The 25,162-nt window shown below is 61.2% G+C and carries 25 protein-coding genes; 11 read left to right on the top strand and 14 right to left on the bottom strand.

Translation table 11 applies throughout. The features are described from left to right. Positions 1-2: 2 nt before the first annotated feature. The 3 genes from grpE to ACOMDU_RS06860 form a co-directional block, all read right to left on the bottom strand. Complete coding sequence (grpE, locus tag ACOMDU_RS06870; protein WP_421129671.1) at positions 3-587, bottom strand: nucleotide exchange factor GrpE; 585 nt, start codon at positions 585-587, stop codon at positions 3-5. Continuing rightward, entirely contained in the window at positions 584-1,627 is a 1,044-nt protein-coding gene (gene hrcA, locus ACOMDU_RS06865) for a heat-inducible transcriptional repressor HrcA (RefSeq protein ID WP_022135523.1), read from the bottom strand. The genes grpE and hrcA overlap by 4 nt, the downstream gene beginning before the upstream one ends. Before the next feature lie 161 nt (positions 1,628-1,788). Beyond that, a complete protein-coding gene (locus ACOMDU_RS06860) occupies positions 1,789-2,952 on the bottom strand; it encodes an AI-2E family transporter (RefSeq protein WP_421129670.1) in 1,164 nt (387 codons plus the stop codon). 218 nt (positions 2,953-3,170) lie between these two features. On the opposite strand from ACOMDU_RS06860, the gene ACOMDU_RS06855 reads away from it, so the two are divergent. Next, positions 3,171-4,394 carry an MFS transporter gene (locus ACOMDU_RS06855; RefSeq protein WP_421129669.1) on the top strand — a complete coding sequence of 408 codons (1,224 nt, stop codon included), beginning with the start codon at positions 3,171-3,173 and terminating at the stop codon, positions 4,392-4,394. A 43-nt stretch (positions 4,395-4,437) separates the two neighbouring features. Here ACOMDU_RS06855 and ACOMDU_RS06850 read toward each other — a convergent pair whose 3' ends face one another. Both ACOMDU_RS06850 and ACOMDU_RS06845 read right to left on the bottom strand, forming a co-directional pair. Then, positions 4,438-5,205, bottom strand: a complete 768-nt coding sequence (locus tag ACOMDU_RS06850) for a TatD family hydrolase (RefSeq protein ID WP_421129668.1) — start codon at positions 5,203-5,205, stop codon at positions 4,438-4,440. 3 nt (positions 5,206-5,208) lie between these two features. After that, positions 5,209-5,505 carry a putative quinol monooxygenase gene (locus ACOMDU_RS06845; RefSeq protein WP_022135519.1) on the bottom strand — a complete coding sequence of 99 codons (297 nt, stop codon included), beginning with the start codon at positions 5,503-5,505 and terminating at the stop codon, positions 5,209-5,211. 182 nt (positions 5,506-5,687) lie between these two features. Here ACOMDU_RS06845 and ACOMDU_RS06840 point away from each other — a divergent pair, with 182 nt between their 5' ends. Further along, complete coding sequence (locus ACOMDU_RS06840; protein WP_421129667.1) at positions 5,688-6,338, top strand: helix-turn-helix domain-containing protein; 651 nt, start codon at positions 5,688-5,690, stop codon at positions 6,336-6,338. Between the two features lie 575 nt (positions 6,339-6,913). Next, a complete protein-coding gene (lepA, locus tag ACOMDU_RS06835) occupies positions 6,914-8,722 on the top strand; it encodes a translation elongation factor 4 (protein ID WP_421129666.1) in 1,809 nt (602 codons plus the stop codon). A 39-nt stretch (positions 8,723-8,761) separates the two neighbouring features. Here the strand turns inward: lepA and miaB are convergent, their stop codons facing one another. Next, a complete protein-coding gene (gene miaB, locus ACOMDU_RS06830) occupies positions 8,762-10,168 on the bottom strand; it encodes a tRNA (N6-isopentenyl adenosine(37)-C2)-methylthiotransferase MiaB (protein WP_421129665.1) in 1,407 nt (468 codons plus the stop codon). A 389-nt stretch (positions 10,169-10,557) separates the two neighbouring features. On the opposite strand from miaB, the gene hpf reads away from it, so the two are divergent. After that, the gene (gene hpf / locus ACOMDU_RS06825) at positions 10,558-11,097 is read left to right on the top strand and encodes a ribosome hibernation-promoting factor, HPF/YfiA family (RefSeq protein WP_022135515.1); all 540 of its coding nucleotides are present in this window, start codon (positions 10,558-10,560) and stop codon (positions 11,095-11,097) included. A 106-nt stretch (positions 11,098-11,203) separates the two neighbouring features. Continuing rightward, positions 11,204-11,497, top strand: coding sequence for a hypothetical protein (locus tag ACOMDU_RS06820; protein WP_421129664.1), 294 nt, complete (start codon positions 11,204-11,206; stop codon positions 11,495-11,497). 2 nt (positions 11,498-11,499) lie between these two features. Here ACOMDU_RS06820 and ACOMDU_RS06815 read toward each other — a convergent pair whose 3' ends face one another. Further along, positions 11,500-11,718, bottom strand: a complete 219-nt coding sequence (locus ACOMDU_RS06815) for a hypothetical protein (protein ID WP_421129663.1) — start codon at positions 11,716-11,718, stop codon at positions 11,500-11,502. Positions 11,719-11,793: 75 nt separating this feature from the next. On the opposite strand from ACOMDU_RS06815, the gene ACOMDU_RS06810 reads away from it, so the two are divergent. The 4 genes from ACOMDU_RS06810 to ACOMDU_RS06795 all read left to right on the top strand — a co-directional run bounded on the left by ACOMDU_RS06810 (position 11,794) and on the right by ACOMDU_RS06795 (position 15,676). Then, positions 11,794-12,681: a transporter substrate-binding domain-containing protein gene (locus ACOMDU_RS06810; RefSeq protein ID WP_421129662.1), complete on the top strand. Its 888-nt coding sequence runs from the start codon at positions 11,794-11,796 to the stop codon at positions 12,679-12,681. An 81-nt stretch (positions 12,682-12,762) separates the two neighbouring features. Further along, positions 12,763-13,485 (top strand): amino acid ABC transporter permease, encoded by a 723-nt coding sequence (locus ACOMDU_RS06805; RefSeq protein WP_421129718.1) that lies wholly within the window; start codon positions 12,763-12,765, stop codon positions 13,483-13,485. Continuing rightward, the gene (locus ACOMDU_RS06800) at positions 13,485-14,225 is read left to right on the top strand and encodes an amino acid ABC transporter ATP-binding protein (RefSeq protein ID WP_417025638.1); all 741 of its coding nucleotides are present in this window, start codon (positions 13,485-13,487) and stop codon (positions 14,223-14,225) included. Before ACOMDU_RS06805 ends, ACOMDU_RS06800 begins: the two co-directional genes overlap by 1 nt. Before the next feature lie 14 nt (positions 14,226-14,239). Continuing rightward, positions 14,240-15,676 (top strand): amidohydrolase, encoded by a 1,437-nt coding sequence (locus ACOMDU_RS06795; protein WP_421129661.1) that lies wholly within the window; start codon positions 14,240-14,242, stop codon positions 15,674-15,676. 39 nt (positions 15,677-15,715) lie between these two features. Here the strand turns inward: ACOMDU_RS06795 and ACOMDU_RS06790 are convergent, their stop codons facing one another. The 5 genes from ACOMDU_RS06790 to ACOMDU_RS06770 all read right to left on the bottom strand — a co-directional run bounded on the left by ACOMDU_RS06790 (position 15,716) and on the right by ACOMDU_RS06770 (position 20,086). Further along, on the bottom strand, positions 15,716-15,940 hold the full coding sequence (locus ACOMDU_RS06790) for a hypothetical protein (protein WP_022135510.1): 225 nt from the start codon (positions 15,938-15,940) through the stop codon (positions 15,716-15,718). Between the two features lie 122 nt (positions 15,941-16,062). Next, on the bottom strand, positions 16,063-16,836 hold the full coding sequence (locus tag ACOMDU_RS06785) for an ABC transporter ATP-binding protein (RefSeq protein WP_421129717.1): 774 nt from the start codon (positions 16,834-16,836) through the stop codon (positions 16,063-16,065). Positions 16,837-16,849: 13 nt separating this feature from the next. Beyond that, positions 16,850-16,981, bottom strand: coding sequence for a hypothetical protein (locus ACOMDU_RS06780; protein ID WP_421129660.1), 132 nt, complete (start codon positions 16,979-16,981; stop codon positions 16,850-16,852). A gap of 395 nt (positions 16,982-17,376) precedes the next feature. Beyond that, positions 17,377-18,549 (bottom strand): AfsR/SARP family transcriptional regulator, encoded by a 1,173-nt coding sequence (locus tag ACOMDU_RS06775; protein ID WP_421129659.1) that lies wholly within the window; start codon positions 18,547-18,549, stop codon positions 17,377-17,379. A 10-nt stretch (positions 18,550-18,559) separates the two neighbouring features. Continuing rightward, a complete protein-coding gene (locus tag ACOMDU_RS06770) occupies positions 18,560-20,086 on the bottom strand; it encodes an amidohydrolase (protein WP_421129658.1) in 1,527 nt (508 codons plus the stop codon). Between the two features lie 283 nt (positions 20,087-20,369). Between ACOMDU_RS06770 and ACOMDU_RS06765 the strand changes: the two genes are divergently transcribed. Both ACOMDU_RS06765 and ACOMDU_RS06760 read left to right on the top strand, forming a co-directional pair. Further along, positions 20,370-21,383: an ornithine cyclodeaminase family protein gene (locus ACOMDU_RS06765; RefSeq protein WP_421129657.1), complete on the top strand. Its 1,014-nt coding sequence runs from the start codon at positions 20,370-20,372 to the stop codon at positions 21,381-21,383. A gap of 57 nt (positions 21,384-21,440) precedes the next feature. Further along, positions 21,441-22,580 (top strand): aminotransferase class I/II-fold pyridoxal phosphate-dependent enzyme, encoded by a 1,140-nt coding sequence (locus ACOMDU_RS06760; protein WP_022136166.1) that lies wholly within the window; start codon positions 21,441-21,443, stop codon positions 22,578-22,580. A gap of 104 nt (positions 22,581-22,684) precedes the next feature. Here the strand turns inward: ACOMDU_RS06760 and ACOMDU_RS06755 are convergent, their stop codons facing one another. Then, positions 22,685-23,563: an MBL fold metallo-hydrolase gene (locus ACOMDU_RS06755; protein WP_421129656.1), complete on the bottom strand. Its 879-nt coding sequence runs from the start codon at positions 23,561-23,563 to the stop codon at positions 22,685-22,687. 264 nt (positions 23,564-23,827) lie between these two features. Next, positions 23,828-25,033, bottom strand: a complete 1,206-nt coding sequence (locus tag ACOMDU_RS06750; protein ID WP_421129655.1) for a GGDEF domain-containing protein — start codon at positions 25,031-25,033, stop codon at positions 23,828-23,830. Between the last annotated feature and the right edge of the window lie 129 nt (positions 25,034-25,162).

Genomic DNA, 25,162 nt, shown 5'->3' with positions numbered 1-25,162 from the left:
ACTCAGTTGGCTACCTTCACCATGGCGAAGCGCAGTATTTTGTCGCCCAGTGTGTAGCCCTTTTGGAATACCTCTACCACGGTGTTCTCCGCCGCGGTCTCGTCCTCGGTGTGCATCACCGCGTTGTGCTTTTCCGGATCGAACTTCTCGCCCAGGGCGGGTATCTCCGCAACGTTCAGCTTGGTCAAGACCTCCTCGAACTGCTTGCAGATCAGCTCCAGTCCCTGCCGGTGTGCGTCGCCCTCCTCAAATTGGCTCACGCCCCGTTCCAGGTTGTCCAGCACCGCCAGAAACGGCTTGATGGTGTCGATCTTCGCGTCATTGTACAGGTGCTCCTTCTCGCGCGCAGTCCGCTTCCGGTAGTTGTCGTACTCCGCCGCCAGCCGCAGGTATTTGTCATTGGCGTCCGCCAGCGTTTTCGCCAGCGCCTCCATCTGCTCCATCTGTGCCTTGGTGACGGTGTAGGTATCCTCGGCCGCCTCGGCCGCTTCCGCTGCGTTCTCCACCGCTTCCGGCGCGGCTTCCTTCGCGGCGCTCTCGGCGGCCTCTGTCGCCTTCCTGTTCTTTTTATTATCCTTTTCGCTCATTCCGTTGTATCCTCCGGTAGCTGTTTTTTACCAAACATGCGGCTCAGGCTCTCCGCAAAGTAGCTCAGCCGCGCCGCGACCGCGGCGTAATCCATACGCGTGGGACCCACAACGCCCACTAAGCCGCGCATATTATCGCCGATATCATAGCTGGCGATCACCACGCTGCTCTCCTTCAGGGCGTCGTTGACGTTTTCCGGCCCGATGAGTATCTGCATGGGCGCGTCCCCGGCAGGCACAGGCAGCTCCTGCTTGTTGTCCACCATAAAGCTCATCAGGTCGTGGGCCTTGTCGATATCCCGGAATTCCGGGAATTTCAGCAGCTGGCTGGCACCGCTGGTGTACACCTGCTGGTGGTTGGACTCCTCCAGCAGCGACCCGGCGTACTCCGTCACCTGGTTCAAAATCAGGAACCATTGGCCGGACACCTGTTCGCTGAGGTTCATCAACGTGGCGTTCATCTGCTCCGCGGACACCCCGGTAAAGTGGGTGTTCAGCAGGTGACTCAGCTGCGGCAGCGCCTCCGCCTCAACGGGCAGCGACGTCCGCATCAGCTGGCTCTTTACCCGGCTGTCCGACAGCATCACCACGGCGATAAAGCCGGAGGCGTCCACGCCGATCAGCTCAAACCGCTGTACCGTGGCCGCCGTGCGGTGGTCCGCTACAGCGTAGGTGGGATAGCCCACAAAGCTGGACACCATCTGTCCCGCCTGGTCGATGACCTGCTCCACCTGCTGCAGGGGCTTCGCCAGCGCCGTATTGATGCTGGCCTCCTCCTCTGCCGACAGGGTCTTGCGGTCCATCAGCTCGTTGACGTACAGCCGGTAGCCCCTGGCCGATGGAATGCGCCCCGCCGAGGTATGGGGCTGCTCCAGATAGCCCATGTCCGTCAGGTCGGCCAGCTCGTTCCGCACAGTGGCGGAGCTGACCTTTTCCGGCATCAGCGCCACGATGGCCTTGGAGCCCACCGGTTCAGCGGTGTTGATGTAGCTGTCCACCACGATCTTCAGTATTTGCTTTTTTCGTTGGGTCAGTTCCATAAGTCCATTCTCCGTTTAGCACTCGTTATCTTTGAGTGCTAAACGCAGTGTACCACCGGCGGGAACCGTTGTCAATAGCCGGGGTTTTAATTATTTGTGAACAACGGAAAAAAGGGCGTCCCGCCGCGGCGGGACGCCCTTTTTTATTTATATATAATGTGTTATGACTGCGTCGGAGGTACGCCATCTGTCCTGGCAGGCTTGCCGGAACGGATGTAATCCTGCACCAGCACATAGACCACCGAGCACACCGGTACGCCCAGCAGCATACCCAGCACGCCGAAGGCGCCGCCGCCGATGGTCACCGCCGCCAGCACCCACAGTCCCGGCAGACCCACAGACTTGCCCACCACCTTGGGGTAGATCAGGTTGCCCTCCACCTGCTGCAATATCAGCAGGAAGATCAGGAAGGTCAGCGCCTTGATGGGACTTTGGAACACGATGAGGAACGCGCCGGTGGCCGCGCCGATCCACGCGCCGAAAATGGGGATCAGCGACAGGGACGCGATGATGACCGATACCGGCAGCGCGTAGGGCAGGCGCAGGATCAGCATACCGATACAGCACAGCGTGCCCAGGATAAACGCCTCGGTCACCTGTCCGGTGACGAAGCTGGAAAAGGCGTTGTTGGTCAGGCTCAGCAGGCGCATAAGACGGTCGGCGGCCTTCTGGGGCAGGATCCGCCGCAGCAGGCGGCGGGACTGTGCCAGAAGCGTCTCCTTCTGGGCCAGCAGATACAGGGAGAACACCAGCGCCAGCAGGAAGTTCACCAGTGCGGACAGAATGGACGTAGTGATGTTCAGGGTGGTATTTACCACGCTGTCGCCCTTCTCCTGTAGGAAACCGGTGATGGTATCCTTGACCTGGTCGGCGCTGAGGGACAGCTCCGGCAGCGTCACGCCGTGCTCGGCAGCGAAGTCGCTGAGATTTGTCCACCAGACCTGGATCTGGTTCACATAGGTGGGGATATTGGCTACCATAGTAGTGCCGGCCTCCTCCAGACGGGGGATAAGGATGAAGAAGATAGCAAAAATGATACCCAGGAACAGCAGCAGCGTCAGCGTCAGGCAGACAGGCCGCTTCAGCTTGGCGTTCCACGGACTGTTCCATTTGATCAGGCCGCGGTCCCACAGGCGCTCCAGCGCCACCATCATCAGGTTCAGCACAAACGCGATGCAGATGCCGATCAGCAGCGGTGAGAGCAGGTCCAGCAGACTGCCCAGCACACCGCTGATCCACTTCAGGTTGTTCAGTCCCCAGTACAGCAGTGCCGCAAAGGCGATCAGCAGCATGATCCGCTTGATATTTTTCTTATTCAGGTCCAAAGCCATCCCGCCCTTCGGTCGTGTTACACTATATATTATCATGTCCTGTGTAAAGTTTCCATGCAAAAAGCGGCGCAAAGTGGAAAATTTTTGTGAACAGTCCGGCGGCGCCTATCAAAAATACTTTTCCCTATCGGAAACTCCCACTTGCATTTTGTCGAACCATTCGATAAACTGTAAGGTGACTGAAAGATTTTTCACATATGGAGGTATTCCCTATGAAGCAGCTCAACCGCTGGGTCTACGCCATTGTGGGCGTCATCGTCCTGCTGTTCGCAGGTCTCGTGTACGCCTGGAGCGTGCTGTCCACCCCCATCGGCGCAGAGTTCACCGGCTGGACAAAGGCCCAGCTGAGCCTGACGTTCACCCTGGTGATGATCCTGTTCTGTATCGGCTCCCTGCTGTGCGGCCTGCTGGCCGGAAGGCTCAGCGCCAAAAACGCCGTGCGCCTGGGCGCAGTCCTGTTTCTGGCCGGCTTTTTCATCGCCAGCCGCTGCCAGTCGCCGCTGACGCTGTATCTGGGCTTCGGCGTGCTGTGCGGCCTCGGCTCCGGCCTGAGCTACAACGCCGTGATGAGCACCATGGTCCGCTGGTTCCCGGATCGGCCCGGCCTGATCTCCGGCGTGCTGCTGATGGGCTTCGGCGGCGGCAGCTTTCTGATCGGCAAGCTGTACCAGGCCTGGACACCTGCCGGCGTCGGCGGCTGGCGCACCAGCTTTCTGGTGCTGGGCATCGTATGCTTTGCGGTGCTGGCGGTGTGCTCCTTCTTTTTCGTAGCACCCGGTGCGGACTTTACCGCCCCGGCGGTCAAGGGCGGCAAGACCGTGTCCCGTCCCGCTGCCGCGGATGTCACTCCCGGCCAAATGCTGAAAAAAACCACTTTCTGGCTGTACTACGTCTGGGCCATCGCGGTCAGCGCTGCCGGACTGGCCCTGATCTCTCAGGCCAGCGGCGTGGTGTGGCAGGCCAGCGCCGACCAGACGGCGGCCTCCGTGGCCACCATCGTGGGCCTGATCTCCATCTGCAACGCCGTGGGCCGCGTGCTCTTCGGCGGGATGTACGACAAGTACGGCCGCAGCCTGTCCATGCAGCTGGTGAACGGCCTGTTCATCCTGACCTCTGCGGTGCTGCTGCTGGCCATGTCCAGAGGCAGCGTAGCGGTGGTCATCCTGGGCTTTGTACTGGGCGGTCTGGCCTATTCCGGCGTCACGCCCACCAACTCCGCCTTCTGCCGCGCCTATTTCGGTCCCGGCCACTATCCGGTGAATTTCCCCCTGATCAACACGAACCTGATCTTCGCCAGCTTCGGCAGCACCGTCTCCGGTGCGCTGTATGACGCCGGCGGGTCCTATAACAGCACGTTTCTCCTGATCATCGGCCTGGCGGCGGTGGGTATCGTCTGCTCCCTGGCCATCTCTGCCATCGACAAAAAGGGAAACTAAGGCACAGAACAGAGCGCCTGACCCGCTGGGTCAGGCGCTCTCTTTATTCGGATATGCGGAACAGACGCTTGCCGTTTTCCAGTGTGGCGCGGGCCAGCTGCTCCGCGGGAACGCCCTTCCACTCCGCCAGCTTCTCCGCCACCAGGCGGACATAGGCGGAGTCGTTGCGCTCGCCCCGATGGGGCACCGGGGTCATGTAGGGGCTATCCGTCTCGATGAGCATACGGTCCAGGGGCGTGACGGCGGCCACCTCCGGAGCGCGGCGGGCGTTTTTGTAGGTCACAGGGCCGTCGAAGCCCAGGTACCAGCCCAGGTCCAGCAGCTCCCGCGCCATCTCCGGGCTGCCGGAGAAGCAGTGGAACACGCCGGTAACATCGGGGAACTCCCGAACGATGGCCAGCGAGTCCCCGTGGGCCTCGCGATCGTGGAAAATGACCGGTAGGCGCAGCGCGCGGGCCAGCGCCAGCTGGGCGCGCAGCACCTGCTGCTGGAGCTTCCGGGGCGGGTTCTCAGCCCAGTAGTAGTCCAGACCGATCTCACCGATGGCCGCCACCTTGGGCTGCCGGGCCAATTCACGCAGCACATCGATATCCGCCGGGACAAAGCCGGCGCAGTTCTCCGGGTGGATGCCCACGGCGGCGTAGACATGGGGGTAGGCAGCGGCGTAGGACACCGCCTTGCGGGAGCTGTCCAGATCGCAGCCGGGGTTCAGCACCAGGGCGACACCGCGCTGCGGCAGGCTCTCCAGCAGCAGCTCGCGGTCCGGGTCGAAGGCCTCATCGTCGTAGTGGGCGTGGGTGTCAAACAGCATGGCTCACGCCTCCAGACGGACCTTGCCCAGGGTCGTGCTGTCCACGTTCTGCTCCTTGATGGCCTTCAGGCGGGCCATGTGGGGCTGCTGCATATGGACGCGCTGGTGTTCGGCGCTCTGCCAGCGCTCGATAAGCAGCAGCTCGTTCTCGTCCTGGGCAGAGAAGTAGTAATCATAGGCCAGGCAGCCGTCCTCCTGGCGAATAAGGGTCAGGATGCCCTCCTCCACCAGCTGGCGGACAAATTTCTCCCGGCAGCCGGGCTTGGCCTGGTAGCGGACATACAGCATGAGTTCTTCCATCGTGCACCTCCGGTGTTTTTTTGCTATTGTAGCACTTCGGGCGGGCAGGTGCAAATATTTCTACGGCTAAGCGCAAAAAAGCATTTACAAGCTGTATAAAATAAGATATACTTTACAAGCTGTATTTTATTTCCGGGTGGGATATGCCCCGGAGCCAAGACAAGATAGGGTGGGAGAGAAACATGGCAACGGATTTTTCCAGAACACTGAGCCTGCTGCGGCAGGAGAAGGGCATCAGCCAGCGGAAGGCGGCGGCGGCGCTGGGAATCAGTCAGGCGCTGCTGAGTCACTATGAAAACGGCATACGGGAGCCGGGTCTGGCCTTCGTGTGTAAGGTGTGTGACTTTTACCGGGTGTCGGCGGACTTTCTGCTGGGCCGCACCGCCAACCGGGACGGCGCGATGATCGACTCGGAAACGCTGTACGACGGCAGCACGGAGAAGGGCTCCCTGCGGGGGAGCATCATGGCCACGCTGCAGAAGAAGCTGGCGGTGAACACCACAGGGCTGCTGTTCGACCTGCTGAGCCGCACCAACAGCCGGGAGGCCATCACCGCCGCCGGAGACTGCCTCGGCGCCACGCTGTACGATCTGCTGCGGCGGCTGTACCGGCAAAGCGGCGGCAATGAGGATCTGTTCGCCACAGAGGCGGTGGACTTCGATGCCGGCGCAGTGGACGCGGCGCTGCTGCGGAGCCGCGGAGCCTATATGCGGGCACTGACGGAGACGGAGGCACTGCCCCACCTGAACTCCGACGCGCTGACCACCCTGCCCGGCATCGGGCAGAGCGCCGCCCAGGTCATCCACAACGTGGACGAACGGGCAGGGAAGTAAGGAGGTTTTCTGTATGTTTGACCAATCCCATATCCGCAATTTCTCCATCATCGCCCACATCGACCACGGTAAATCCCTTCCCCAACTTGCCTGACGGCAAGCCGGGGTCCCCTCTTTTCATTTGACATCCTCGGCGGAAATGAATTCCGCCTGCGGCAAGGTTTTGCTCCGCAAAACGCTTGTGCGCGCTATCCGCGCGGTCAGCGTGGATTTACCCTAAGGAGGTTTTCTGTATGTTTGACCAANACATCCTCGGCGGAAATGAATTCCGCCTGCGGCAAGGTTTTGCTCCGCAAAACGCTTGTGCGCGCTATCCGCGCGGTCAGCGTGGATTTACCCTAAGGAGGTTTTCTGTATGTTTGACCAATCTCATATCCGCAATTTCTCCATCATCGCCCACATCGACCACGGTAAATCCCTTCCCCAACTTGCCTGACGGCAAGCCGGGGTCCCTTCTTTTGATTTCACATCCTCGGCGGAAATGAATTCCGCCTGCGGCAAGGTTTTGCTCCGCAAAACGCTTGTGCGCGCTATCCGCGCGGTCAGCGTGGATTTACCCTAAGGAGGTTTTCTGTATGTTTGACCAATCCCATATCCGCAATTTCTCCATCATCGCCCACATTGACCACGGTAAATCCACGCTGGCGGACCGGCTGCTGGAGAAGTGCCACGCCGTTCCGGAGCGCGAGATGGAGAACCAGCTGCTGGACAATATGGACCTGGAACGCGAGCGCGGCATCACCATTAAATCCAGAGCCGTGCGTATTTTCTATACCGCCAATGACGGGGAGACCTACGCCCTGAACCTGATCGACACGCCGGGCCACGTGGACTTCAACTACGAGGTCAGCCGGTCTCTGGCCGCCTGCGAGGGCGCGCTGCTGGTGGTGGACGCCACCCAGGGCGTGGAGGCGCAGACCCTGGCCAACACCTATCTGGCCATGGACCACGACCTGGAGATCCTGCCGGTGTTCAACAAGATCGACCTGCCCGCCGCCGATCCCCTGAAGGCCAAGCAGGAGGTGGAGGACATCATCGGCCTGCCGGCACTGGAGGCCCCGGAGATCTCCGCCAAGCTGGGCACCAACATCGAGGCCGTGCTGGAGGACGTGGTACAGAACGTGCCCGCGCCCAAGGGCGACCCCAAGGCGCCCCTGCAGGCGCTGGTGTTCGACAGCCAGTACGACCCCTACGTGGGCGTGGTGGTGTATTTCCGTATTAAGCAGGGCACTATGCGGAAGGGGCAGACCATCCGCATGATGGCCACCGGCGCGGAGTACACCATTCTGGAGTGCGGCTACCTCAAGCCCATCGGCAACGAGCCGACGGACGCCTTACAGGCCGGCGAGGTGGGCTATTTCACCGCCAGCATCAAAAACGTGAAGGACACCCAGGTGGGCGATACCGTCACCGACGCGGTGAACCCCGCTGCGGAGCCGCTGCCCGGCTACCGCCCGGCGCAGTCCATGGTATACTGCGGCATCTACACCGAGGATGGCAGCAAGTACCCGGATCTGCGGGACGCGCTGGAAAAGCTGCAGCTGAACGACGCCAGCCTGACCTTCGAGCCGGAGAGCTCCGTAGCCCTGGGTTTCGGCTTCCGGTGCGGCTTTTTGGGTATGCTCCACATGGAGATCATCCAGGAGCGTCTGGAGCGGGAGTTCAACCTGGACCTGGTGACCACGCTGCCCAGCGTCATCTACCACGTCTACAAATCCGATGGCACCATGGTGAAGGTGGACAACCCCCACAACTACCCCGACCCCGGCACCATCGAGCACGCCGAGGAGCCGTATGTCAAGGTGTCCATCATCAGTCCCCAGGACTATGTGGGCAACATCATGCCCATGTGCCAGGAGCGCCGGGGCGAGTTCAAGGATATGCAGTATCTGGACACCCACCTGGTGGAGCTGCACTACCAGATGCCGCTGAACGAGATCATCTACGACTTTTTCGACACCCTGAAAGCCAACACCAAGGGCTACGCCAGTCTGGACTATGAGCTGTCCGGCTACCGCACCAGCGACCTGGTGAAGGTAGACCTGCTGCTCAACGGCGACGGCGTGGACGCCCTGAGCTTCATCGCCCACCGTGACAAGGCCTATCCCCGCGCCCGCCGCCTGTGTGAAAAGCTGAAGGAGAACATACCCCGCCAGCTGTTCGAGGTGCCCATCCAGGCGGCCATCGGCGGCCGCATCATCGCCCGTGAGACCGTCAAGGCCATGCGGAAGGACGTGCTGGCCAAGTGCTACGGCGGCGACATCACCCGCAAGAAGAAGCTGCTGGAGAAGCAGAAAGAGGGCAAGAAGAAGATGCGCAATCTGGGCACCGTGCAGGTACCCACGGAGGCGTTCATGGCCGTCCTTAAGCTGGACAGCGATTGACAAAAAAAGAAACCGCCTGCGGCGGTTTCTTTTTTTGCTCTATTCGATCGTGCCGAACAGCGCCCAGGTATTGCTGTCGGTGATCTTTACTTCCCGGTATTCGCCCAGATCAGCCCGGTCGCCGGTGCAGTGGACCAGGCGGCCGCCGGCGGTACGGGCCGTCAGGGGCCAGCGGGCGTCGTCGCTCTCGCCGTCCACCAGACAGCGCAGCGTCTGCCCCACATACTGGCGGTGCAGCTCCTCGGAGATGCCGTTCTGCACGGCACAGAGCCGGTCAAACCACCGCTGCTTCTCCTCACGGGGGACGGGGTCCTCCATCTTCGCCGCCGGGGTACCGGGGCGGGGGGAGAAGATAAACGTAAACAGGGCGTCGAAGCGGACCTTCTCCACCAGGGCCACCGTCTCCATGGCCTCGCTCTCCGTCTCACCGGGGAAGCCGATGATCACGTCGCTGGTCAGCACCAGGTCGGGCATGACCCTGCGGGCGTAGGTGATCAGGTCCAGGTATTTGGCCACATCGTAGGGGCGGTTCATGGCGCGGAGCACCCGGTCGCAGCCGGACTGCACCGGCAGGTGCAGCTGCTTGGCCACATGGCGGCTGGCGGCCATCACGTCGAACAGCTTGTGGCTGGCGTCCTTGGGCTGGGAGGACATGAAGCGGATGAGGTAGTCGCCGTCGATCTTGTCCAGGTCGGTCAGCAGATCGGCGAAGTCATAGCCGGCGCCCAGATCCTTGCCGTAGGAGTTGACGTTCTGCCCCAGCAGGGTGATCTCCCGGAAGCCGTCGGCCACCAGCTCCCGCACCTCGTCGATGATCCTCTCCGGGTCGCGGCTGCGTTCCCGGCCGCGGACGTAGGGCACGATGCAGTAGGAGCAGAAGTTGTTGCAGCCGTACATGATGGACACCCACGCGCGGGTGCGGCCCTCGCGGACCACCGGCATACCCTCGGCAATGGCGCCGTGCTCATCCTCCACGGAGAACACCCTGCGCCGCTGGGTATAGACCTGATACAGCAGCTCGGGGAACTTCCACAGGGCCTGCGGGCCGAACACCAGATCCACATGGCGGTAGGACTGGCGGACCTTCTCGGCCACCTCCGGCCGCTGCGCCATGCAGCCGCACAGGCAGATCACCTGCGCCGGGTTGGCCTTCTTCGTGTGGGTCAGCGCACCCAGATTGCCGTACACCCGCTTCTCCGCGTGGTCGCGGATGGCGCAGGTGTTCAGCACCACCACGTCCGCCTGGGCCGGATCGTCGGTGAACGAGCACCCCATGGCCCGGAGCATACCCATAATGTGCTGGCTGTCGGCCACGTTCTGCTGGCAGCCGAAGGTATCCACCAGCGCGCGGAGGGGCCGGGCGGCGTGCATCTCCTTCAGCTTTGCTTCAAAATCCCGCTGGCGGTCCAGCTGCGCGGCGGGGATCTGTACCTGTGTTCTTTCCAAGTGGACCTCCCTGCCCCCGGCGGGGGCGAAGTTAAAATATCGTGGACAGTATAGCACACCCGGCGCGGAAATACAAGGACGGCGGGGCCATAGGCAAAAAGACGCCGCCCCCGGAAGGGACGGCGCAAGCGGGTGGGATATTGGAAAGCCTCCGAACCGTATAGTACACCGGGGCGAAGCGCTTGTAAATAGGAGCTTTTGCCGCATTTTGGCGGAAAAAGTCGAAGGCTGTCGAATTTGACCGTTCCGCGAATTTTTTGTGAACATTTCACAAATTCTTCCAAACCCTCTTTTCAACGCAAGACATATTTGCTATAATTAGTCAAGGATAAGGGGAAACCACTCCCTGACCCTTGCACCGTTATCCGTTACGGAAAGGAGCAAACACTATGAAGTTCACATTCGCCTGCAAGAAGATCTCTCTCAACGACTCCATCAAGGAATACGCCGAGAAAAAGATCAGTAAGCTGGACAAGTATTTTCCGGAGGAGGCAGACGCCTTTGTGACCTTTGCTGTGGAGAAGAAAAACCGCTGTGTGGTGGAGCTGACCATCCGCGCCGCCAACGGCACGCTGTTCCGCGCCCAGACTGAGGATCCCGACGGCGATATGCGCAGCGCCATCGACGAGGCCGTCAGCTTCATCGACCGCCGCATCCGCAAGAACAAGACCCGCCTGGCCAAGAACCTGCGGCCCGACGCGCTGGTGTCCACCGTGCCCGCCGAATTCGACGTGGTGGAGGACAACGACTTCGACATCATCCGCACCAAGCGCTTCTCTGTCAAGCCCATGACTACCGACGAGGCCGTTCTGCAGATGAACCTGCTGGGGCACTCCTTCTATGTGTTCCGCAATATCGAGACGAACGCCGTGTGCGTGGTGTACCACCGCAACAACGGCGGCTACGGCCTGATCGAGACGGAGGAGTAATTCACATACACGACACGAGAGAGCACCGCCGAAAGGCCGCCTGACACAAGAAAACACACGGTTTTGCCTGTGTCTATCCGGCTGAAATCGACCGAAAAACGCCCACATGCGTCAGCATGCGGGCGTTTTTGCAGCCAATTTCAGCTCGAATTTACTTTGGCAAAACTGCTTCGCACCGAAAAAGAGCGCGTTTTGTGCAGAGCCGAGGCGCACCGCCGCAGGCATACTGGATGTCTGTCAAGGCGGCGCAACGATGGGGCTGCGCGAAACGCGCCTTTTGCGGCGTATGTTTTCTTATGCCAGGCGGCCTAAAGGCGGTGCTCTTTTTTTGCTGGCGGATCCCGTCATTTTGATGCAAATGACCCGCCGCTTTATCCGATGCTGTAAGTATATTCACTAAAATCACATATTTTGTGGATAAATATTCAAATTTTCCTTGACATTCCCGGACTGTGGTGGTAAATTATGCAACATCAACGAGAGAGATGCACCGGACGGCGGCAAGCCCATCCCCGGAAAACGCACACCGGAAAGGCGGTACGACCCATGAAAAATCACCACATCAAAGGAGTTTGCACGATGGCACTGCTGCGACGACGACAGGCGCACCGCCTGCACCACGCGGCATGAGCTCTCCCGACCACATACATTTTATACATGAATAAATATTCACCATATACGGAAGGATATACGACCATGAAAAAGTTTGTTTCTTTGCTTCTGGCGCTGATGATGGCGCTTTCTCTGGCGGCCTGCGGCAGCAAGGCCGATACGACAGCCGAGGACAAGACCGATGACACCACCACAGCAGAGCCGACCAACGCGCTGGAAAAGATCAAGGCCGACGGCGTGCTGACCGTGACCCTCAGCCCCGACTTCTCCCCCATGGAGTTTGTGGACTCCTCCAAAACCGGTCAGGACCAGTATGTGGGCTTTGACATCACGCTGGCCAAGTACATTGCCGAGAACCTGGGCGTGGAGCTGGTCATCGAGCCTATGGGCTTCGACGCCAGCCAGACCGCCGTGTACACCGGCTCCGTTCCCATGAGCATCTCCGGCTACTCCTGGACGGAGGACAGAGCCCAGAACTATGAGCTCAGCGATTACTACTACGCCGGTGAAAACGAGACGAGACAGGCCCTGCTCATCAAAAAGGAGAACGCGGATAAGTACACCTCCCCCGAGGATCTGGCCGGTCAGGACGTGGGCGCGCAGAACGCCTCCCTGCAGATGCAGCTGGTGACTGAGCAGCTGACGGGTGCCAATCCCATCTCCATCGGCGACATCACCGTGGGCGTCATGGAGCTCAAGAGCGGCAACATCGAGGCGCTGGCCGTGGCCTACGGCAACGCGGAGATGATCGTGGACGCCAACCCCGATCTGGTCATCTGCACCTGGGAATTCGACGTGAAGGCCGAGTATTCCGCCAACGTTATCATGATGCAGAAGGGTGAGACGGAGCTGCTGGACGCGGTGAACGCCATTCTGGCACAGGCCAAGGAGGCCAACCTCTACGACGGCTGGTACAAGGACGCCGTAGAGCTGGGCAAGAGCGAGAACGCACAGGAGCTGACACTGAACTGACACGGATATACACCGCGGCGGCGGGTACGAAAGCCGTACCCGCCGCCGTATACACAGTAAGAGGAAATCACCATGAAATTCATTGACTTTGAAAAGCTGGCGGCCCTGTTCCTGAAATACTGGGACAAATTCCTCATCGACGGCGTGTCGTACACGCTGGCGCTGGCCGCCATCACCGTGGCCTTCGGCGCGGTGTTCGCCTCTGTGCTGGCACTGATGAAGATGTCGAAGATACCGCCGCTGCGGTGGCTATCCACCATCTACATCGAGATCATCCGCGGCACGCCTATGCTGCTGCAGCTGTATTTCTTCTATTTCGGCCTGCCCATGCTGATCCCGGCGTTGAACAAGCAGAAGTTCCTCTGCATCGCCATCGCCCTGATCTGCAACAGCGCGGCCTACGTGTCCGAGGTCATCCGTTCCGGCATCCAGGCGGTGGATCCGGGGCAGAAGGAGGCGGCGCTGAGCCTTGGCTTCAGCGAGAGCAAGGCCATGTGGTTCGTGGTGGTGCCCCAGGCAGTGAAGAACATCCTGCCCGCCCTGGGCAACGAGTTTATCATGATCATCAAGGACACGTCCCTGGGCTCCACGTTCTTCATCGGCGACCTGATGACCCAGTACCTGGTGGTCAAGGGCGCCACATACCTGCCCATCGAGCCGCTGGTGATCGTGGGCGTCATCTACTTCATTATGACGTTCGTGCTCAGCAAGGTGTTCGGCCACTTTGAAAGAAAAATGAAGAAGGCCGACCGGAACAACGGCTATGGGCGCAAGCGGAAGCAGCAGCGGGAGGTGCATATCTGATGGCACAGACACTTATCCAGGTCAAGGACCTGAAGAAATACTACAACGGCGGCGACGTCAAGGCGCTGGACGGCGTCACGGTGGACGTGTACAAGGGCGACGTCATCGCGGTGATCGGGCCCTCCGGCGGCGGCAAGAGCACATTCCTGCGGAGCCTGAATCTGCTGGAAACGCCCACCTCCGGCTCCATCATCTTCGACGGGGTGGACATCACCGGCAAGAAGGTGGACCTCCCCCTCCATCGGCAGAAAATGGGCATGGTGTTCCAGCACTTCAATCTGTTCCCCAACAAAACCGTGCTGGAGAATCTGACCATGGCGCCCATCAAGATCAAAAAAGTCCCCAAGTCGGAGGCCGAGCAGAAGGCCATGGCGCTGCTCCAGCGCGTGGGCCTGGCGGACAGAGCCAACGACTACCCCGCCCAGCTGTCCGGCGGACAGAAGCAGCGTGTGGCCATCGTCCGGGCGCTGGCCATGGAGCCGGAGGTCATGCTGTTCGACGAGCCCACCAGCGCCCTGGACCCGGAGATGGTGGGCGAGGTGCTGGAGGTCATGCAGGAGCTGGCCCAGTCCGGCATGACCATGGTGGTGGTCACCCACGAGATGGGCTTCGCCAAAGAGGTGGGCAGCCGCGTGCTGTTCATGGACGCCGGCAAGATCGCCGAACAGGGCACCCCCGCCGATGTTTTCGATCACCCCCAGAGCCCTCGCCTTCAGGATTTCCTGAAGAAGGTGCTGTGAAAAAGGAGCAGACAATGAACGATGCAAAAAAGGCGGCGCTGGCCGCCATTGACGAGAAGAAGGAACTGGTGGCAGAGGTGGCGGACGCCATCTGGGACTATGCTGAGCTGTCCATGCAGGAGGTAAAGTCCGCCGCCCTGTTCGTCAAGGTGCTGAAGGCTGAGGGCTTTCAGGTGGAGGAAGGCATATGCGGCATCCCCACCGCCTTCTCCGCCTCCTTCGGCAGCGGTGGGCCGGTCATTGGCCTGCTGGCGGAGTACGATGCGCTGTCCGGCCTTTCGCAGGCGGCGGGCAGCACCGCGTACCACGAGCTGGTGAAGGGCGGCAGCGGCCACGGCTGCGGCCACAATCTGCTGGGCGCGGGGGCCATGGCCGCCGCCATCGGTCTGAAGCACTATCTGACCCAGACCGGAAAAAGCGGCACCGTCATCCTGTACGGCTGCCCCGGCGAGGAGGGCGTGGCGTCCAAGGCCTATATGGCTCGGGAGGGCCTGTGGTACGGCCTTGACGCGGCGCTGACGTGGCACCCCGGCGACAGCAGCGAGGTGACTACCGGCTCCACCAACTCCTGCATCCAGATGATCTACACGTTCCACGGGCTGGCGTCCCAGGCATCCACCGCGCCGGAGCGGGGCCGCAGCGCGCTGGACGCGGTAGAGCTGATGAATGTGGGCGTGCAGTTCCTGCGGGAGCATATGCCCCGCGACGCCCGGGTGCACTACTCCATTCTGGACGCAGGCGGCGTAAGCCCCAACGTGGTGCAGCACCAGGCCAGCGTCCTGTACATGATCCGTTCCAACTTCGTCAAGGACTGCATGGCCCTGCACCAGCGGGTGGACAAGATCGCGCAGGGCGCGGCGCTGATGACGGGCACCACCATCGAGCGCCGCTTCGTGGACGGCCTGTCTGACACCGTGTGCAACCACGCGCTGGAGAAGGTGCTGTACGACAACTTCTCCCAGCTGGGCGTACCGCCCTGCACGGCGGAGGAGCACGCTTTCATGGAGGCACTATCCGCCACCTACGAGGGGCGTGACGTCCCCGGCGGCGTGGGCGCGGAGAACGATCCCGCCTTCGCCGAAAAGGTGAAGGCCATGCAGACCGGCCACTTCAACGACTTCCTGATGCCGCTGTATCAGGGTCCCGCCTTCAACGCCGGCTCCACCGACGTGGGCGATGTCAGCTATCAGTGCCCCACGGCACAGATCCATGTGGCGGTGTGGCCCAACCACGTCCCCTGCCACAGCTGGCAGGTGGTGTCCTGCAACAAGACGCCCATGGCCCATAAGGCCACTGTGCACGCCGGCAAGGTGCTGTGCGCCGCCGCCATCGATCTGCTGGAGCATCCCGCGCTGCTGGAGGCCGCCAAGGCCGAGTTCCGGCAGCGGACGGCGGCCGGGTACACCTGCCCCATCCCGGCGGACGCCGTGCCGGCGCCCCTGGAGCTGTAAAGAAAGAACACCCCTGACCTGCCGGTCAGGGGTGTTCTCTTACAGATGCAGCTCCTTCAGCCGCCGGAAGCTGCGGCTCGCCAGCAGCAGGCCCAGCGCCGCCAGCACCAGCGCCGCCGCGCCCAGCACCCAGGTCAGCGTGTCCGTCAGCCCCCGGCTGCACAGCCAGGAGAACAGCCGGTAGGCGCCCATGACCAGCAGGATGCCCGCCAGCAGCAGCGCCACCAGCACGGTGGAATTCTCGCAGTTGTCTATCTTCTTCATGGCGTCCTCCCCTGCGCCGGAACGGCCCCGGCGCTTCCGCATACCATCATACCATCCGCCGCACAGCCCGTCAAGGGCAGAGAGCCGGGGACTGTCCTCACGGGCAGTCCCCGGCTTCGCGTTTACGCCAGCAGAGCGCGGTCGTTGTCGTATTCCTGGCCGCTGACCTTGCTGAACAGCGCCAGCAGGTCCGGCACCGTCAGCCGGGCCTTCTTCTCGCCGGAGATATCCAGCACGATCCGCCCGTTGTGCAGCATCAGCAGGCGGTTGCCGTAGTGGATAGCGTCGCGCATATTGTGGGTGATCATCAGCGTGGTCAGGTGGTTCTCCCGGACCAGGCGGTCGGTGATGTCCATGACCCGCTGGGCCGTCTGGGGATCCAGCGCCGCGGTATGCTCGTCCAGCAGCAGCAGCTTGGGCTTCTGCAAGGTGGCCATCAGCAGCGTCAGCGCCTGCCGCTGTCCGCCGGAGAGGGTGCCCACCTTGGTGGTCAGGCGGTCCTCCAGACCCAGACCCAGCTCCCGCAGCCGGCGGCGATAGTCCTCGCGCTCGCCGCGGCGGATGCCGGGACGCAGGGTGTGATGCCGGCCGCGGCGCTCCGCCAGAGCCAGGTTCTCCTCGATCTCCATGCCGGCGGAGGTACCCATCATGGGGTCCTGGTATACGCGGCCCAGGTAGCGGGCGCGCTTGTACTCCGGCAGAGAGGAAACGTTGACGCCGTCCAGCTCGATGCTGCCCTCGTCGGGCTGCCAGGTGCCGCAGATGGCGTTCTGCATGGTGCTCTTTCCGGCGCCGTTGCCGCCGATGACGGTGACGAAATCCCCGTCCCGCAGCGTCAGGCTCAGGTGATCCAGCGCCACGCCGTACTCGGTAACAGAGGTACCCAGAATGGGGATCTCTGCGGTGGCGTTATAGGCCGCCTGCAGCACCGGTGCCGTCCGTCTTGGTGTCGTCGGTCTTGCTGCCGCAGGCGGCCATGCTCACGCACATGACGGCGGCCAGCAGGGCGGTCGTCAGCCGCCGTGTGATGTTCTTTTTCATGGTGTGGTTCCTCCTGATGGGTGTTTTTGAAAATTTGGCTGCAAAAAAGCCGCCCTGTGGATCTGCGATCCATAGGGCGGCTTTGATGTCAGTGCGTCTCCGTGGGAGAACATCCTCATTTCATCAGCAGCATTTCCGGGCACCACAAATCACTCTTACTTCATCCGCATAGGTAAAGTAAAAGCTAAATGCGTATGCCTTGTACAGCTGCTTCATCATGTGTGGCGTTCTCCTTTCCCGAAGTTTTCTGTAAGATATCACAACAACAACAAGTCACCGTCAACCGTCATATCCACCAAAAATATTTGCCGGGAATAAACACTCCGCTACGCGCTTTCGCGCTTTAAAGTTCGGATGTGCCCGGTGTTCAAGCAAATACCCGGCACTTTCCGCCGTCATTTTCCGCTGGACATATCGCCCAGAGCGCCGCCGTCCTCTGTCAGCAGCGTCAACCCGGCAGGGCGCTCCGCCAGCAGATACTCCAGCACACCGCGGCTGACGTCATCCATCTCCCCGGCGCGGCGGATGTGCACCGCCAGCGGCTGCCGCGCCGCCAGACCGGTGAGCCACCGGATAAACGCCTGGGCCACTGCCGCCGGTGCGGCCGTGACCTCACCCTCCGCGCCGGCACACACCGCCGCAGCGGGCTGTATAGCCCCCAGCACCCGCAGCAGCGTCCGGTCGTCCGGCCGCACGTCGTTCCCGACGACGTCCAGCAGCTTTCCCACTGCGTCCGCCATCCAGAAGCAGGGCACCGCCCGGAGGCAGTAGGTCCGCACGTGCAGGCCCGGCGCATCGGTCCGCGCCGCCGCAGGCTCCTCCGGCGCGGCGGGCGCGGCCTTCAGCTCCGCGTATTTCTGCGTGATGGCGCTGCCGGGATAGATCTCCAGGTTGGAGGCCAGCCGGTTGCGGAACTCGTTGAAAAACCGGATAGCACGGCTGCGGTCGCCGCCGCGCTCATACAGCGTCATCAGCCGCAGGGCCAACTGCTCGTTGTAGGGCTCGTATTCCATGACCCGTTCCAGAATGCCCACGGCCTCCGGCAGCATATCCCGCTGCTCATACAGCTCCGCCGCCTTCATCAGCAGCCGGTTCTTCCGCTTCTCATAATAGATGCGCTGGCTGAGGATCAGCTCATTCAGGTCCTCGCAGTGGTTGAAATAGTACCCCTCCAGCAGCTCGCCGCCGAAGGCGTCACACGCCCGCTTCAGCTCGTCCGCCGACCGGGTCTCCGGGTCGATCTCGTCGATGGTCTGCAGATCGCAGATATAGTCGTATGCCCGGTCGATGCAGCAGTACTCCCGGTCCAGCTTGATGAGCGACCGCCCACCCTCGCCGATATCGGTGCTCTTTTTGATCTTCCACAGGGTATAGCGCAGATTATACTTGGCAGCGCTGGCGGCGCTGTCCGGCCAGAGGTAGGCCGCCAGCTTCTCCCGCGCGTAGTAGTCCCCGCCCCGCAGGAACAGGATACACAGCAGGGCGCATCCCTTGTTGCCCAGCTCCGGGGTGATGTCCGTGCCGTCGCAGATGACCTGCGGCTTGCCAAACAGTCTGATCTGAAGCATGGCCGTCACCTCACTGCCGGCTGTGCAGCACCGACCCGGACTTGATGGTCACGGTCACGTCGGTCTGCTCCAGCTGCTCTGCGGGCGCGGCGCGGATGTCGCGGTCCAGCACCACGATATCCGCCAGGTATCCCGGCGCCAGCTTTCCCTTGCGCTTGTCCTCAAACAGCGCGTAAGCGCCGTTGACGGTGTACATCTCGATGGCCTGCTCCACGGACACGGCGCACCGGGGCACGGCGCGGTTCACCGCCGCGTGGATGCCCAGCATGGGCCGCGGCTCCGTCACGTCACTGTCCGACCCGCCGCACACCACCGCGCCGGCGGCGAACATGGCGGCAAAGTCGTTGGAGCGCAGATAGCGCTCGCCCATCCGGCGCTCGTACATACCGCCCTTGCCGCCCCACAGGTAGGCGTAGGCCGGCTGCACCGAGAAGATCAGCTTCATGTCCGCCGCCCGGGCGATCTGCTCCGGCGTGGCCATGATGGCGTGCTCGATGCGGTGGCGCAGGGCGGTGCTTCCGCCCTGACGGATGGCCCTCTCGTGGGCCAGCAGCACGGACTCGATGGCCCGGTCGCCGATGCTGTACAGCGCCAGCTGCATATCCTGCCGGTAGCACTGCTGCACGAACTCGTCCAGTCCATCCTGGGGCAGGAAGATCTGTCCCCGGTAGTCCGGCCGGTCCGCGTAGGGTGCCGACAGGGCGGCGCTGTGGCTGGACAGGGTGCCGTCCACCATAATATTGCCGCCCACCCGGCGCAGCCCCAGCTTCCAGACCTTCGCCAGGTCCATGGTCTGATAGAACAGCGGCATATCCACCGGGAACTCGCCGCTGTGGGCGTAGATGAACTCCGCGTCCCGGTCGTCGAACAGCCAGCCGCCCTCGATGGCCGCCACGGTGGTGATGCCGTTTTCCAGCAGCCGGGACATGGCCAGATGGATGGCCTCCATGCGGAACTCGTCCGGCAGGCTCCGCAGCACATTGGAGCGCAGCACATAGTTGGCGTTCCGCCGGAAAATACCCGTAGGCAGGCCGCTGCCGTCCAGCTCCACGCCCTCCAGGGAGAAGGGCACCTTGTAATACAGCAGGGCGTGGGTGTTCAGCATGCTGACGTGGTACTCCTTGGAAAACAGCACCACCGGACTGTCGCTGCAATACTTGTCCAGCACATACCGGTCCGGAAAACGCTTTTCCTCGAACTGCGACTCCTCCACCTGGCAGCCCAGCACCGCGCCCTCCCGCTTTTCGGCGGCGGCCAGCATCTCGCCCAGCTCCCGGTGGGACCGCGCACCTCCCAGATCCACGCTCATCATGTTCACAGCGGTCTGCATCACATGGAAGTGGTTGTCGATAAACCCCGGCAGCACCGTGCCGCCCCTGGCGTCGATGACCTGCGTGCCGGGGCGCACCAGCTTCTGCCAATCATCGCCGCGGCCTGCGGCGCAGATCATTTTCCCCGCCGCGGCCACCCAATCGGCCCCGCCGTCGCCGCACATGGTCATGCAGCGCCCGTTTTTGATGATGATATCCGCGTACATAGCGTCCCGCCCTCCTGTTGAAAGCCGTGTTGTGTTATGGCCGTATTGTACACCAGGGCGGGCCGTCTGTCCAGTGGCGCTGTGTCCCCGGCGGCAAATGTACCAAATCGTTTGTTGAAAAGCGCGGCACAATTTGCTAAAATGTTTAGCAACAACGGAAATTCAACGCTTTTCCCACGCGCGGCGCAACATCTCCCGGTTACAATGACATCAAACTGAGGCGGAGCACGGCCGGCGCGCGCCCTCTCCGCCCTCCCGAAAAAACGAAAGGACAGGGATGTATATGAGCGTTTTGATTTTGAACCGCGAGCAGGTCAAGCGGGTCATCTCCATGAAGGAAGTCATCCAGGAGGTGCGCGAGGTCTATCGTCTGAAATCCCAGGGCAAGTCCGTGATCTGGCCGCTGGTCAACTATGAATTCGTGGACGAGCACGCCGCCATGGACATCCGTTCCGGCTATATCAAGGGCGTACAGCTCCACGGCCTGAAGATGCTGAACAACTTTCCCGAGAACCGGGAAAAGGGCCTGCCGCCCTTCAACGGCATTATGATGGTCTACGACTCCAACACCGGTATTCCCGTCAGCGTCATGGACGCCTCCTACGTCACCTGTATGCGTACCGGCGCCGCCGGCGCGCTGGGCGTGGACCTGCTGGCCCGCAAGGACGCCAGGCACCTGTTCATCCTGGGTGCCGGCAAACAGGCTCCCTTCCAGATCGCCGCCACGCTGCTGCTGCGTCCGGCCATCGATAAGGTCTACATTGCCGACCCCATGTTCCCCGACAACGCGGTGCAGTTCGCCGCCCACATTGCCCAGCAGCTCTCCGATGACTTCGGCATCGACGCCTCCGGCGTGGAGTTCCTGCCGGCGCTGGATATGGCCGCCGCCGTGGGCGACAGTGATGCCATCATCACCGTCACGCCCTCCCGCAAGCCCATCATCCAGAAGGCGTGGCTGAAGCCCGGCACCCATCTGAGCTGCCTGGGCTCCGACATGGAATCCAAGCAGGAGATCGAGAGCACCATCTTCCAGGGCGCCGCCTTCTACGCCGACGACCGCGCCCAGTGCATCCGCGTGGGCGAGATGGAGCTGCCCATCAAGCAGGGCGTCATCAGTGCCGACGACATCACCGGCGAGATCGGTGACCTCATCGACGGCAAGGTCCCCGGCCGCACCAGCGACACGCAGACCACCATCTTCGACGCCACCGGCCTGTACATTCTGGATCTGGCCGCCGCCAAGGTAGCCATCGACCGCGCACTGGCCGAGGGCGTGGGCTTGCAGGCCGACCTGTAACCCCGCGGAATATATCCGCTTACCCTACAAAACAGACGAAATGAGGAGGACAATAAAATGAAACTGGCATGGTTTGGTGTGGAAGAGTGGCTGAATCCCATGGACTCTCTCGCCCGTATCAATCTGGGCAGCAGCTGCGTCAGCGCCCTTCGTATGGACGAGCTGTTTGACCTGACCGGCGAGGATCTGGACGCTTTCCTGAACGAAATGCGTACCATGAGCCTGCATTATCACCACGGCGACGCCACCGGCTCCCCCCGGATCAAGGCGGCGGTGGCCGGCATTTACCCCAAGGGCAACGTGAAGCCCGAGGAAGTGATGATCACCCACGGCGGCACCGGCGCCAATGACCTGGTGCTGATGAGCGTGCTGGAGCCGGGTGACAACTGCGTGGTGATCAAGCCCTCCTATCAGCAGCACTACGATATCCCCAAGGGCAGCGGCATCGAGACCCGCGTGGTCCAGCTGAAGGCCGAGGATAACTATCAGCTGGATTTCGACGCCCTGGACAAGGCCTGCGACGCCAACACCAAGATGATCGTCCTGACCAACCCCAACAACCCCATCGGCGTGACCCTGTACGACGAGGGCCTGCGTAAGGTCGTGGACATCGCCGCCAAGCACGACGCCTGGATCCTCTGCGACGAGGTCTATCGCGGGCTGGACGAGAACTATATGCCCTCCATTCTGGACTACGGCTACCACAAGGCCATCTCCATCAGCAGTATGTCCAAGATGTACTCCATGGCCGGCACCCGTATCGGCTGGATCGTCTGCCGCGACCACGAGATGTACGAGGTCATGAAGACCCGCCGTTCCTACAACACCATCTGCTGCGGCATCTGGGACGAGATCATCGCCTCCATCGCGCTGGAGCATTACCAGGCCCTGTGGGCCCGCGCCCGTTCCATTCTGGAGCCCAACCGCAAGATCGTGGAGGACTGGGTGGCCTCCCAGCCCCACCTGCACCTGCGTGCCAAGGCCATGGGCACCACCTGCCTGATCGACTATGATTACGACGTGGACTCCGAGACCCTGGCCAAGGACGCCATGGCCACCGAGCAGATCCTGGTGGTCCCCGGCGACTACTTCGATATGCCCAAGACCATCCGCGTGGGCTACGGCGCCTTCCGCGATCCCCAGGTGCTGAAGGCCGGCCTGGAGGAGTTCGGCAAGTACCTGGAGAAGTACAACTAACTGACACATCCCTCTCTCACAAATTTCTTCCCCCCTGCGGCACGCGCCGCAAAACAAGCGCCCGGCTTCTGCCGGGCGCTTGTTTTTTCGTATTCCGTTGGCGCTCACACCCGCGCCCAGCGCATCCGGCCGTCTCCGAAGACAGCCGTCAGCCGCCCCGTGTCCTTCAGCCACGCCAGATAGGACCGCACCGTGCTGCCCACCAGCACATACTGCTCAAAGCTCATGGTCAGCCCGTAGGCGGCAAACAGCTGCTGCAGGATGTCCTCAAAGCCGCGGGGCGCGGCGCAGAGGTCCACGATCCTCTCCGCGATCTCATGCACCTTTCGGATATTGTACTGTGCCAGGTCGGCGATGTCCTCCGTCACCTCCGTGTGCGCGGGCACAAATACCTTCGCCGTCATGGCCTGCACCTGCTCCAGCGTTTTCAGGTACCCGGCCACGTCGTAAATAAAGCCGATCTGGTACTTGTCCAGTATCTCCCGGCTGGACAGGCAGTCCGCCAGAAACACCACGTCGTCCGGCGTCCGAAAGCCTACCATGTCGAAAAAGTGCCCGGGCAGGGGGATAGACGCAAAGCCCTCCGGCAGCTTGTCCGCCGTCAGCTCCGCCGCGTCGCTCTCCTGTGCCAGCAGAAACTTGTGCCGCAGGTCCTTGGGCGGATATCCGCCGTAGAGAAACGACGGCTCCAGCACCGGGTGCCGGGTAAACGCGCAGTCGATTCCCGGCGCGTAGATCCTGCAGCCCGTCTGTCCCTGCAAATACCGGTTCCCGCCGATGTGGTCGGCGTTGGCGTGGGTGTTGTAGATCGCCGTCAGCTGCCAGCCATTGGCGTCCAGCACCTGCCGTATCCTCCGCCCCGCGTCCTTGTCGTTGCCGCTGTCGATCAGGCAGACGTTTTTCTCATCCAGCCGGAAGAGACCGATGTTGGTGGGGCTCTTGATGTAATACGTCCTCTCGGTAAGCTGTATCAGTTCGTACATAGCGGTATCCCCTCCGTTACTTTTTTGTATCGCCATCCGATCATGTTTTGTTGCTTCCTTGTCCTGTCATCCTATCAGTTTTTCCGCCTCTTTGTAATGTCATTCTATCATGTTTTGCTGTTTCTTTGTGCTGTCATCCTATCATATTCCCCCGCTTCTTTGTATTGTCATCCTATCATATTTCCCTGCTTCTTTGTATTGTCATCCTATCATATTTTCCCGCAAAACACAAGCGCCCGGCTGATAGCCGGGCGCCTGCGTACCTCATCTGTATATGGCGCCGCTGGCCGCCACACAGTTCTTTCCGTTGTTTTTGCAGATATACAGCTGCCTGTCCGCCTTTGCGATAAGTGAAAAGTCCTTCAATTCCAGGCCTGTCCCGCACGCAACACCGAAAGAGGCCGTAACAATGTGCCTGTCCGGCAGGTCCTCCCTTGGAACAGCCACGGCGCGCACCGCGTCAAGAAGCGCACCGGCGATACGGCGGGCCTCCTCCTCACCGATATCCGGCAGGATCGCCACGAACTCCTCGCCTCCAAAGCGGAAGAGATACCGGTCGGCCGCCGCCAACACCCCGACCACGCTTCCGGCCACACGCCGCAGCGCTTCGTCGCCCTTCATGTGGGAGTAGTTGTCGTTGTACGATTTGAAATCATCCACGTCAAAAATAATGACGCTGACCCGTTCCGGCGCGGTTTTATCGGCAATGAACGTGCCATACGTCTCCATCGCCTTTTTATTCAGTGTTTCCGTCATCACGTCGTTGTAGGCCAGCTTGATGAAAGCGTGACCCATCTCCTTGATGTGCCGTTCGTTGGCGGACTGCCGAAGGAAGATGGACCGCAGCACGATAAAACCTACAATGATGGAAAATCGCAGCAGGAAATGCTTGAACAGATCATAGTTCTCCGCGTAGGGAAGCTGCCCGGGCAGCCACCAGCTGATCAATATCAGAACACATACCGCCACGGTATCCACACGGCGGTATGTGGGCGCGATCATGATCGCAAACAGATAGCACATGGAGATGGACAACCCGACCCGGTGAAAGTTGCAGGAGACCATAAAGACGGTAACGCTGGCGATCACCACCCCATAGTAGGCCAGCAGCGCAAACCGCGCCGGCGGCGCATCGTATTCTCCTCCACGCTTTTTATAGGCGATCGTAAACACCAGCATCGCCAGCGAGCCGCCGATCATCATGTAAAGCGGCACCATGTCAATGGGGATCATCGAGCGCGCCGCGATGTTCTTGACCAGGTAGATCCCGTTGGTCAGTATAAACAGAATGGCTGCATAAAATACGACCGAAAAATTCTGCCGCATAAGGATGCTCTCCACAGTCGGAATCTCATCGATCTGTATTCCCAGCACACGATCACTAAAGCTCTTAAACCTGGCAAACGCCATATCCGATATCCAGCAGGACACCCTCTGCACAATATCGACCTTATTCCCTCGTCTTTCCATACGATCCCTCCAGCAAATAATACGACCCCGTTTGTCTGCTTTTGTTGATCTATTGTTATATTTTACCATGCTTCCGCCCAAAACACAAGCGCCCGGCTGATAGCCGGGCGCTTGGTATTATGCGGGAAA

It is taken from the genome of Vescimonas sanitatis, assembly GCF_049060325.1.
Taxonomy (GTDB): domain Bacteria; phylum Bacillota; class Clostridia; order Oscillospirales; family Oscillospiraceae; genus Vescimonas; species Vescimonas sanitatis.
Note: the sequence above shows the minus strand (reverse complement) of the source record. Positions and strands in the feature narration are given on the sequence as shown.